10 protein-coding genes are annotated in these 11165 nt (G+C 63.1%); 5 read left to right on the top strand and 5 right to left on the bottom strand.

Translation table 11 applies throughout. The annotated features are described in order from the left end of the window. The first annotated feature begins 77 nt into the window (after positions 1–77). Both QM596_RS13945 and nudC read left to right on the top strand, forming a co-directional pair. The gene (locus tag QM596_RS13945; protein ID WP_003942296.1) at positions 78–1145 is read left to right on the top strand and encodes a potassium channel family protein; all 1068 of its coding nucleotides are present in this window, start codon (positions 78–80) and stop codon (positions 1143–1145) included. 38 nt (positions 1146–1183) lie between these two features. Next, positions 1184–2083 (top strand): NAD(+) diphosphatase, encoded by a 900-nt coding sequence (gene nudC, locus QM596_RS13940; RefSeq protein ID WP_007731249.1) that lies wholly within the window; start codon positions 1184–1186, stop codon positions 2081–2083. A 30-nt stretch (positions 2084–2113) separates the two neighbouring features. Here the strand turns inward: nudC and QM596_RS13935 are convergent, their stop codons facing one another. After that, positions 2114–2371 carry a mycoredoxin gene (locus QM596_RS13935; RefSeq protein WP_003942350.1) on the bottom strand — a complete coding sequence of 86 codons (258 nt, stop codon included), beginning with the start codon at positions 2369–2371 and terminating at the stop codon, positions 2114–2116. A gap of 103 nt (positions 2372–2474) precedes the next feature. Between QM596_RS13935 and QM596_RS13930 the strand changes: the two genes are divergently transcribed. Together QM596_RS13930 and QM596_RS13925 are read left to right on the top strand one after the other, a co-directional pair. Continuing rightward, a complete protein-coding gene (locus QM596_RS13930; RefSeq protein ID WP_029537946.1) occupies positions 2475–4613 on the top strand; it encodes an ATP-dependent DNA helicase UvrD2 in 2139 nt (712 codons plus the stop codon). A 512-nt stretch (positions 4614–5125) separates the two neighbouring features. After that, complete coding sequence (locus QM596_RS13925; protein ID WP_003942321.1) at positions 5126–5449, top strand: WhiB family transcriptional regulator; 324 nt, start codon at positions 5126–5128, stop codon at positions 5447–5449. A gap of 5 nt (positions 5450–5454) precedes the next feature. Here QM596_RS13925 and QM596_RS13920 read toward each other — a convergent pair whose 3' ends face one another. From QM596_RS13920 to QM596_RS13910, 3 genes are all read right to left on the bottom strand, one after another. Then, entirely contained in the window at positions 5455–6798 is a 1344-nt protein-coding gene (locus tag QM596_RS13920; protein ID WP_283309214.1) for an ABC1 kinase family protein, read from the bottom strand. Between the two features lie 4 nt (positions 6799–6802). Next, positions 6803–7714 (bottom strand): hypothetical protein, encoded by a 912-nt coding sequence (locus QM596_RS13915; RefSeq protein WP_283309213.1) that lies wholly within the window; start codon positions 7712–7714, stop codon positions 6803–6805. Between the two features lie 101 nt (positions 7715–7815). Then, positions 7816–9216, bottom strand: coding sequence for a zinc-dependent metalloprotease (locus QM596_RS13910; protein ID WP_019747829.1), 1401 nt, complete (start codon positions 9214–9216; stop codon positions 7816–7818). Between the two features lie 123 nt (positions 9217–9339). Between QM596_RS13910 and QM596_RS13905 the strand changes: the two genes are divergently transcribed. After that, the gene (locus QM596_RS13905) at positions 9340–10362 is read left to right on the top strand and encodes a YlbL family protein (RefSeq protein WP_020907134.1); all 1023 of its coding nucleotides are present in this window, start codon (positions 9340–9342) and stop codon (positions 10360–10362) included. A 55-nt stretch (positions 10363–10417) separates the two neighbouring features. On the opposite strand, the gene QM596_RS13900 is transcribed toward QM596_RS13905, so the two are convergent. Further along, positions 10418–11020 carry a PPA1309 family protein gene (locus tag QM596_RS13900; protein WP_019747831.1) on the bottom strand — a complete coding sequence of 201 codons (603 nt, stop codon included), beginning with the start codon at positions 11018–11020 and terminating at the stop codon, positions 10418–10420. Positions 11021–11165 lie beyond the last annotated feature (145 nt).

The raw sequence follows: 11165 nt of genomic DNA, 5'->3' as shown, positions 1-11165 counted from the left end.
AAGTCGATCTTCGAGGGTTACGCTGCCTGCCGATGTCCGTGTAGGTATTTCGTAAGTTCGAGTGAGAGAGTCGATGTATGGCCGGTAAGCTCCGGGCGCGTTTGACCAGGTCGGAAGCATTGACCGATCAGCCTGACTTCGCCCTTGTCGGGGTGCTGCGCATTCCCCAGCTACAGACAAGTCCGGCGCGGGCCATCTACAAGCGAGTTCTCATCGCGTTGGGTGCCCTCGGTGCCGCCGTGTTGATCGTGTACATCGATCGCGCCGGATACCGAGACGCACAGGACAACGAGCTTTCGCTGCTCGACTGCATCTACTATGCGACGGTTTCGCTCTCGACCACCGGCTACGGCGATATCACTCCGTTCACTCCGTCGGCGCGCCTGGTCAACGTCCTGTTGATCACGCCACTTCGAATCTTCTTCTTGATCGTGTTGGTCGGAACCACACTTTCAGCTCTGACCGAGAGTTCGCGTCAGGCGTTCAAAATTCAGCGTTGGAGGCAGCACGTGCGTAATCACACCGTCGTCGTCGGATACGGGACCAAGGGGCGGACGGCAATCGAAGCAATGCTCGGTGACGGTGTACCGGCGTCGGAGATCGTGGTCGTCGATACCGATCAGACAGTCCTCGACTCCGCGGCGAGCAAGGGCCTGGTGACGGTGTTCGGTTCGGCGACGAAATCGGACGTACTTCGATTGGCAGGTGCGCAGAATGCGTCGTCGATCATCGTGGCCACGAATCGTGACGACACCGCAGTGCTCGTGACGCTCACAGCCCGCGAAATCGCGCCGAAAGCCAAGATCGCCGCAGCCATCCGTGAAGCCGACAACGCGCATCTTCTGCGTCAGTCCGGCGCAGACTCGGTGGTCGTGTCCTCGGAGACGGCAGGTCGACTCCTCGGCATCGCGACCACAACGCCGACTGTCGTGGAGATGATCGAAGACCTTCTGACCCCGGAAGCCGGATTCGCGATCGCCGAGCGCGCAGTCGAACGTGACGAGGTCGGCGGCTCTCCGCGTCATCTCTCCGACATCGTGCTCGGGGTAGTTCGCGACGGCCGTCTGGTTCGCGTCGGTTCGCCCGAGGTGGACGCCGTCGAGGAGAACGATCGCCTGCTCTACATTCGCCGCGTCACGAACTGAGTGCTGCCGAGCTTCGTGCGCGCAGTAATGTCGTGAGCGTGAACGACTTCCAGCTGACCGAAACACCGCTGCTCTCACGCTCGAGCGTCGGCCGCGCCGAGGAATTGCGGTCGGATGCCGCCGCACTGACCACGGGTTGGGCGGACGCGCTGCTCCTCCGTGTGAATTCACGGGGTCAGGTCAAGGTCTCACCGGAAGGTCAGTTGGTCTTCGCCGAGGCAACCGAACTGGGTCCGGAACCGGTGCGCGGTGCAGTGTTCCTGGGAATTCGGGAGAATCGCCACGTCTGGGCGGTGCGGGTGTCGCTGCTGGCGGGCACGTTGTCCGAATTGCGCATGCTCGGCGGAACACTCGACGACGCGGACGCCGGTTTGTTGACCGGTGCCGTCGCGATTCTCAACTGGCACGACAGTGCCGGATTCAGCGCTATCGACGGCGCACCGAGTGAACCCACCATGTCCGGCTGGTCACGCATTTCCACGTCCACCGGCCACGAGGAGTTTCCCCGAACGGATCCGGCGGTCATCTGCCTGGTGCACGACGGCGGCGATCGAGTTCTACTCGCTCGTCAGCCGACCTGGCCGCAGCGACGTTTCTCGATTCTCGCGGGATTCGTCGAGGCCGGGGAGTCACTCGAAACGTGCGTTGTCCGCGAGATCAAGGAAGAAGTCGGCATCGACGTGCACAGCGTTCGATACCTCGGGAGCCAGCCTTGGCCGTTCCCGCGCTCGGTGATGTTGGGCTTCGCCGCAATCGGCGACCCCGCCGCTCCGCTTCTGTTCGCGGACGGCGAGATCGCCGAGGGCACCTGGTTCACGAAGGACGAGGTGCGTGCCGCTCTCGAACTCGGCGACTGGGGTTCGGAAGCGGACGCGCCACTGCTGCTACCCGGGTCGATCTCCATCGCTCGCGGAATGCTCGAGAGCTGGGTCAAATAAGAGCTGGGTCAGACAGCAGCCTGAAAGGCTCTACAGTCCCAGGGCCTGCTTGACCTGGTTGAGCGACGGGTTGGTCGCGACGCTGCCGTCGCCGTACTTCACGGTCGGAACGACGTGATTTCCACCGTTGACGCTGCCGACGAAATCGGCTGCTGCCGGATCGTTCTCGATGTCGATCTCGGTGTACTCGATCCCCGACGCGTTGAGCTGCGTCTTGAGGCGGCGGCAGTAGCCACACCACGTGGTCGAGTAGATGGTCAGGGCAGGCGCATTTTCGGTAGAAGTCACGGCCGATATAACACCACGACCGAGAGCGTTGTTCCGTATCGGCCCGTGTTCTCTTGCCCACATACCGTCGGGCGCGGCGAATGGAGTGTCGGAACGTCCTGCCATGATGGTCCCCATGCCTGCGGACACCGGACTGGATCCAGAACAATCGGCCGCCGTGCTCGCGCCACGCGGCCCGGTATGTGTCCTCGCGGGCGCTGGAACAGGCAAAACCCGCACCATTACCCGCCGGATCGCGCATCTGGTTGCCGACGGTCATGTCTCCGCCGGCCAGGTGCTTGCCGTGACATTCACAGCGCGAGCGGCCGGCGAAATGCGTGGACGGCTTCGTGAGCTGGGGGTTGGTGGAAGTGGGCCGCAGGTACAGGCTCGCACCTTCCACGCCGCCGCTCTTCGTCAACTCAAGTACTTCTGGCCGCAGGTGATCGGTGACACGCCGTGGCGTCTGCTCGATCGGAAGTTCGCGGTTGTCAGCAGTGCCGCCGCTCGTGTCGGGTTGTCCACCAGTACGGAAAGCGTGCGCGACCTCGCCAGCGAAATCGAGTGGTCCAAGGCCTCACTGATCGCGCCCGAGGACTACCCACGCGCGATAGCCAAGATTCGTCGCGAGGCGCCGGTCGATGCCACCAAGGTTGCGCAGGTCTACGCGGCATACGAAGAGCTGAAGGCACGTGGCCAGGACGGCATGCTCCTCGATTTCGACGATCTCCTACTTCACACCGCGGCTGCGCTCGAAGAGCATTCGACGGTTGCCGACGAGTTCCGCGAGCGGTACCGCTGCTTCGTGGTCGACGAGTATCAGGACGTCACCCCGCTGCAACAGCGTGTGCTCGACGCCTGGCTCGGCGACCGCGACGACCTGACAGTGGTGGGCGATGCGAATCAGACCATCTATTCCTTCACCGGCGCCACCCCGAACTATCTGTTGGACTTCTCGCGGAAATTCCCCGAAGCGACCGTCGTCCGGCTCGAACGGGACTACCGCTCCACCCCTGAGGTCGTGTCGCTGGCGAACCGCGTGATCGGTGCAGCGCGCGGACGGATCGCCGGGACGCGTCTTCAGTTGATCGGGCAACGCGCTCCGGGGCCTGAGCCGGAGTTCATGGAGTTCGACGACGAGCCTGCCGAAGCGCTCGGCGTTGCGCGGGCGATCAAACGGCTGATCGCGGCAGGCACTCCAGCGGCCGAGATCGCTGTTCTGTATCGGATCAATGCTCAGTCGGAGGCGCACGAGCAGGCACTCACCAAGCTCGGCATTCCGTTCCAGGTGCGTGGTGGAGAGGGCTTCTTCACCCGCACCGAGGTCCGTCAGGCAGTGGCGGCGCTGCGTCAGGCCGCCGGACGAGACGACCTTCCCGAAGGCGCAGACAACGGCGAAGCGCTGGTTTCACTGGTTCGCGCTGTACTCGCGCCACTCGGTCTGACCAACGAAGAACCTTCGGGCACGCAAGCCCGCGAGCGCTGGGCGTCGCTCTCGGCTCTCGTGGCGCTGACCGAAGAACAACTCGTCCACGAACCCGAACTGTCGCTCACCGGGCTGCTACAGGAGCTCACAGCCCGAGCCGAGGCGCGGCACCCACCGACCGTGCAGGGCGTGACGTTGGCTTCGCTTCACGCGGCCAAGGGGCTCGAATGGGATGCGGTGTTCCTGGTCGGCCTCAACGACGGCACCCTGCCGATCCAACATGTTCTCGGCGACGCCAATTCGGGCGCCGACGACGTCGCGGTGGAGGAGGAGCGTCGGCTTCTGTACGTGGGTGTTACCCGCGCCCGCGAGCATCTGCAGCTGTCTTGGGCATTGGCTCGCAATGAGGGGGGACGCAAGTCCCGTCGCCGGTCGAGGTTCCTCAACGGGCTCATCCCCGAGGACTCACCGGCTTCGCGCGTTGCCGCGCCGTCGTCGGGGAACAAGAAGCGTCCGCGCTGCCGCGTCTGCGGCAAACCGTTGATCGGGACGTCGGCGACAATGCTCGGGCGCTGCGAAAAATGCCCGTCCAATGTCGACCTGGAATTGCTCGAGCACCTCAAGGCCTGGCGTCTGGACAAGTCCCGAGAACTCAAAGTTCCGGCCTATGTCGTCTTCAGTGACAACACACTGATGGCTATTGCCGAACAACGACCACAAGACAATCGTGGGCTGGTTTCGATCCCTGGAATCGGGCCGAAGAAACTCGACAACTTCGGGGAAGACGTACTAGCTGTCATTCGCGGCGAACTGCGTGCGGCAACACTCGATATCTGAAATGCATCCGAATCGACAACGGTGAGTTACATAACCGCAGGTCAAAAATAGGTTGTGCAGATTCGACGGATTCTCTACTCTGGTTTTCAGTGTTACGGGGCAACCTGTGCGCAGAAACTATCCGGACCGACACGAAATGGAGGTGGCAAATAAATGACGAACTTGATCTCGTATGAAGCGTGCGCAAGCGCAAAGTTCGCTGTTGCCGCCCCCATGCTGCCGCGTGCAGCGGGATGGGCGCAGCATGCGTTCCGCCTGCGCCCTCAAGCAGCAGCAAAGAAAGCAGCTGTCGAGTCCGTGTTCTTAAGCCATCGAGGTATTTCTCGGTAGGACACATCCGTTCACTTACGGCCACGGACCCGCAGCCCCTGCGGACCGTGGCCTTTGTGTTGGATACCCCTCTTCATCCGGTTTCCGACTCGGCTCAGGTTCGCACCCATCGAACCCATATCGTGCGACACAGTTTCGCATCCGAGCACTAGGAGACCGAGTTGTCTGCCCAGACAATCCGCGTGGAATCCGAAAACTCCACCACTGCAGTAACTTCCACCGACGTCACTTCGGCTGCAGTCACGTTCATCGAGGTCGCGTCCACCCGCCGCGACCTGCCGTGCCGGGCATCCAACCCCGATCTCTGGTTCGCCGAAGCTCCGGCCGAACTCGAGCAGGCGAAGGCACTGTGCGCGCAGTGCCCCATCCGTTCCCGTTGTCTCAGTGCGGCTCTCGACCGCGCCGAGCCGTGGGGGGTGTGGGGAGGCGAGATCCTCGATCAGGGGGCCGTCATAGCGCGCAAGAGACCGAGGGGGCGCCCACGCAAGCAACTCGTGTGCGCGTGAGGGCTCTAGTCGGCGGAGCCGGTGTCATCAAGAACTGGCTCCGCGAACCCTGGCAACCAACGAGTCAGGATTTCCATGTACGGGGCATATGCGTCCAACTGGGCGCATATGCCGACCGAACCGAGAAGAACTCGGAAGATCATCAAATACTCGGCCGGAAGGTTGAGTGCACGGGCCGTTCGGAACTGCGCACTGTTGAAGTCAGTGGCGGTTCCGGCGGCCTTTTGCAGCCACGACCGAGTGAAGTGAAATGACTCGGTCTGGATCGGGTCGGTGAAGGGTCGCAGGTAATCCGCGATCTCCTTGTCGGTCACCGTGCGTCCGGGAATCACGAAACCGTTGGCGCGCAACAACTCCGTCAATTCGTCGAATTGTTCCTCGACAGCCAAGCGCACCATCGTGCCGAGAACCCGTGGCAGTCCGTTCGGGAACGGCGCAGCCGCACCGAAGTCGATGACGCCGAGTCGGCCGTCCTCGAGAAGCATGAAATTGCCGGGGTGCGGGTCGCAGTGGAGCAAGCCGACACGGGCCGGAGACGCGAAGTGGAATTCGGCGAGTAGTGCACCGGCAGCATTGCGCTGCTCCGGCGTTCCACTTTCGATGATTCTGGTCAACGGGGTTGCCGTCATCCATTCGGTCACGACCACTTTCGGCGCGCTCGCCACGACGTGCGGGATCACGAATTGGGGATCGCCGTCGAATTCTTTTGCAAAAGCTCGCTGATTGTTCGCCTCGATCCGATAGTCGAGTTCTTCCTCGGTGCGCGCGGTGAACTCCTCGATCACGGGGCGCACATCGACACCGGGCATGACCGAACCGAAGAGACCGGCAAATCTGCCCAAGGTCTTGAGGTCGGCGCGTAGAGCTTCGTCGGCGCCGGGGTACTGAACTTTCACGGCCACGTCGCCGCCGTCCGCCCAGACCGCACGGTGAACCTGCCCAATGCTTGCCGATGCGGTCGGTTCGTCGTCGAACGACTGGAAACGGTCGCGCCATTTGGTTCCGAGTTGCTGATCGAGCATCTTGTGTACTTGCTTGGTCGGCAGCGGCGGGGCGGCGGCTTGGAGCTTGTTCAGCGACTCGCGGTACGGCTCCGCGAATTCCTCCGGAATCGCCGCCTCCATGACGCTGAGCGCTTGGCCCAGCTTCATCGCGCCGCCCTTGAGTTCGCCCAGCACCGCGAACAGTTGCTCGGCGGCCTTCGCGCTCAACTGCGCGTCGATCTCGCCTTTGTCGCCGCCGGCGAGCTTGCGTCCGAAGCCCATGGCGGCGCGACCGGCCATCCCCAGGGGGATGCTCGCGAGTTTGGCAGTACGGGCAGAACTCTTGCGTGGGATCTCGGACACCACACCATCATGTCTGACTGGGGCGTCCTTTGCCCGAAACAGGTGCCAGGTATTGGCAACTGCAAGATATTTGCCGAGGCCAGCGCCTGGTTGTGATCCGATACGGACGGAGCGCGATCTCGAGCGTCGACGACAGACTCGCCGCATACGTCGCCGCTGTCTCGGATAATGCGGAGTCGATCTCGGCCAGGGCCAGCGCGACACTTGCATGGATCATCGCCGATTCCGCGTGGCCGGCGCTGCCGAGTAGCTGCGCGGACAGATGAAGCCAATGAGGGTCGAGTTCGGATCGGATGATGTCGGCGCATCGCAGGCAACTCGACTGGCCCGGCACGACAAGAGGACCGATCACACCGTTGCCGTCGCGGATGCGGACGGAAAGGTGGGGGAGTCCGCAGCGAACGAGATCGCTGACCAGGCGAGGATCAGTGACAACGTCGTCGGCCAGGACCACCAGTTGTTCGTTCCACGTGCGCACGACGTCGGTGTTGCGATACCCGCGCGAGCGACGCGTGCTTACCCCGCCGGTGACCAGGGCGCGCTCGACGGCGTCCGAGAGTGGACCGACACCGTGGATCCTGACGGACACGGTCCTCCTGGCGGCAGTGTGGACGAATCCGGAATCGGTGAGTTGCTCGAGCAACTTCTCCGTCACCGAAGTCGAAATCCCGCGCGTCGATGCTTCCCACAGGATGGTCGCGCGGGATCTGGAGCCGTCCATTTTGCGGAGGATCGACTTCACCGCGCGCGGATCGACCCCGACAGGCAGCGTCAGCAGGACGGCACGTCCGGGTGTCCATCCCAGCTGCAGTCGACCGTCCGGGCGCGACAGAACAGCGATCCGCGGGTCCCATCGGGGTCCCGCGGATCGCTGTGAAGTGCTGTTCTGTGTGGTGTCGTCTTGCGTGTCACCGGTCATCGTTCGATGCTGGCACGGAGGGCCGCTGGCGAGTCCGCGTCAGTGATGGTTATCCACAGGACGTCAGAATGGCTGAACTGCGAAAATGTGTCGAGAAGGAATTACTTCTCTTCGTCGTCCTCGCGGGTCTTGTCCATCGCTGCCTCGGCCGCACGCTCTTTTGCCTCGACGGCTTCGAGCTGGGCGATCGGGTCGTCGAAATTGCCGGCTTCGCCGCCGCCGAGGACCCGGGCCACAAATCCGTCCGGTGCGTCGAGATCGCTCGAATCGGGCATGAGGTCGGGATGTGACCAGACGCCGTCACGAACGTCCATACCGGCTTCCGCGGTGAGCTTCTGCCACAACCCGGCCGCTTCACGGACCTTGCGAGGACGAAGTTCCAGTCCGACCAGCGTCGCAAAGGTCTGTTCGGCGGGGCCGCCGGTGGCACGGCGACGCCGCAATGTCTCGCTCATCGCGGCAACACCAGGCAGTCGCTCGCCGAGTGCGGCGGTGACGACCGTCTCCACCCAACCCTCGACCAGCGCAAGCAGAGTCTCGAGCCGTTCGAGAGCGGCTTTCTGCTCCGGGGTGTTCTGCGGCTCGAACGTGCCCTGCTGCATCAGTGCTTCGAGCTTGCTCGGATCGGTGAGAGCGGACGGGTCGAGGTCCTTGGCAAATTCTTCCATCGCCGAAAAGTCCATCGTGATCCCGCGGGCGTATTCCTCGACTGTGGCGAGAACACGCTGTCGCAGCCACGGAACGTGACTGTAAAGGCGCTGATGAGCTGCTTCCCGCGCGGCGAGGAACACCAGAACTTCCTGATGCGGCTGTTCGAGACCCTCGCTGAACGCCTGAACCGCAGCGGGGAGAAGGGCCGCGGTGCCCTCTGGTCCGAGGGGCAAGCCGATGTCGGTGGAGGAGAGCACCTCGGTGGACAGTTGGCCGAGTGCCTGGCCCAATTGCGAGCCGAACGCGAGTCCACCCATCTGGCCGAGCATGCCCAGCATCGGGCCCGCCATCTGCTGTGCTTCGGCGGGAAGTCCCTGGACCCACATGCCCGCCACCTTCTCGGCCACCGGATCACAGAGTCGCTTCCACGTGTCGATCGTGTTGTCGAGCCAGTCGTTCGGAGTCCAGGCGAGAGTGCGGCTCGCTCCGGCAGGAAGCGTCGTTGCGGCGTCCAGCCACATCTCGGCCAGATGTGCGGCGTCGGCGATCGCCTTGACATTGCCCTCGGTGATCGGTGTAACCGATCCGATCTGTTGGCGTGCCAGCTTCTTGGCGATGTCGTAGTTCACCGGACCGGAAGTACCGCCCTGGCCCATCGACGAGCCCATCCCGCTCAGCATCTGACCGAACTGGGTGAGCATCTGGCCGAGCTGAGCCGGATCGAATCCCTCACCGCCCGCGCCGAACCCGAACGGCGTGTCACCACCCCCGAACGGATTGCCACCCGCCGCGTTCTTGTCGCGATCGGGATCGTCGTCGGAGTTGGAGAAGCCGAACGGCATATTGCTCATACCTCAACGGTACAAGGCTCGAGCGGTCGGAGTCGCCCTCCGAGTCACGCTGACGGCGAACACGCACGGCGCTCAGGCGGTGCGATCGGTGCTCCGGGGCCTTCGCGCTTTACTCTGGATCAGGTGAATCGACGGATAGTGACGCTCTTGGCCGCACTCGCACCCATCGTCGTGTTGGGAGTCGTCGGAACAATGGTCACTGTTCCTTATGTCGCACTCGGTCCTGGCCCCACCTTCAACACCCTCGGCGACGTCGACGGTAAGCCCGTCGTCGACATCCAGGGGACCGAGGTCGATCCCACCGACGGCAACCTCAACATGACAACGGTGTCGGTTCGCGACGGCCTCAACATTTTCGAAGCGTTCGGACTGTGGGCGAGTGGCAGCAACGGACTCGTCCCACGCTCGGAGATCTATCCGCCCGAGAAGTCGAAGGAAGAGATTCAGCAGGCCAACACCGCCGACTTCCAGCAGTCCGAGGACAGTGCCGAGTTGGCTGCACTCCACTTTCTCGGTAAGCCGGTGGCACTCACTGTTTCGAAGGTGACCCCGGACGGCCCTGCCGCGGGTGCCCTGCAAGAGGGCGATGTCCTGGTCAAGATCGGCGACACTCCGGTAACCACCATCACCGGCGTTCAGGACACGGTCGGTGCGATCGCGCCAGGCACCGCGATCGACGTCACCGTCCTTCGCGAGGGTGTGGAGACCGTTGTACCGGTCACCGTTGGGGCGCGGCCCAACAAGCCCGAATCGGGTTACCTCGGCGTCACGCCCAACGAGGTCCCGGACGTTCCCTTCACCGTGCAGTTCAACCTTGCCGACATCGGCGGTCCTTCTGCCGGACTGATGTTCACACTGGCGTTGGTGGACAAGCTGACTCCAGGGGAGCTCAACGGCGGAAAGTTCGTGGCCGGAACGGGCACCATCGACTCCGACGGCGAGGTCGGTCCGATCGGCGGTATCAGGTACAAGTTGATCGCCGCCTCCGAAGCCGGTGCTGAGACCTTCCTCGTGCCGGCCCAGAACTGTGACGAGGCGAAACAGAATGCGCCGGACGGGCTTCGACTCGTCAAGGTCGACAACCTGCCCGGCGCAGTGGACTCACTCGAAAGCCTCAACACGGGCGGCGACGCACCCCGCTGCTGAAACCTGCCTTGCCGAAGACAGGCTCGGTCAGTCTTCTTCTTTCAGTCTTCTTCTTTCAGTCTTCTTCGACCTCGTCGAGCGTCGCGTACAACGCGTGAACCAGGTGAGGTGCAAGACCGTCGTAGGTAAGCAGTTCCAGGTCACCGTACGGATCCGCATCTTCGTCGGGACGCATCTGCAGAAGCGACAGCGAAGGACCGTCACGGAGCACGCCGACGAACAGTCGAGCCTCGCGTCGATCTGGATGCGCGTTGGCCGTCAGTCGCGCGACCTCGTCGGCAGCATGCTGATCGGTCAATACCGGCGCCGTGGCGTGATCGAGATCCGATTCCGCCTCAGGCGGCAGGACGACAATCTCCTGAACCAGGATGCAACCCTGCACCGACTCGGGCCAATGCGTCGTTGCCAGGAACTCGTCGAGTGCCCGTGAACCGCCGATGATGTCCTCGGGAAGCGATTCCTGTTCGATCGGTGTGTATTCGGCGCCCTCGGCGAGTTGGTCGAGCAGTCCGGGTTCGGCCGCGGCGAGCATTTCGGTAGGCACCAACGCGTACAGCTTCGGCGGTTGATCCCAGCCTTCGGCGTCGATGTGGTCGACAACTTCATGAACGCACCGGGCGAGGGCACTCGGTGATCTGCTCATATTCTCTTCACTCACACGTTCATCCTCCCACCTTCTGTCCGGCTCCCTGCTCTCCGTGTTGTCAACCCGTGACCGTTGTTACGTAGAGTGGTCGGAAACGGCCAAGTCCACTCGGGCGTGGCCGCAGTGATCGATGCAATCGGTTGCGACGCCACGGCGT

The organism is Rhodococcus sp. IEGM 1406, from assembly GCF_030056745.1.
Lineage (GTDB): Bacteria > Actinomycetota > Actinomycetes > Mycobacteriales > Mycobacteriaceae > Rhodococcus_F > Rhodococcus_F erythropolis.
This window is presented reverse-complemented; position numbering and strand designations above follow the sequence as displayed.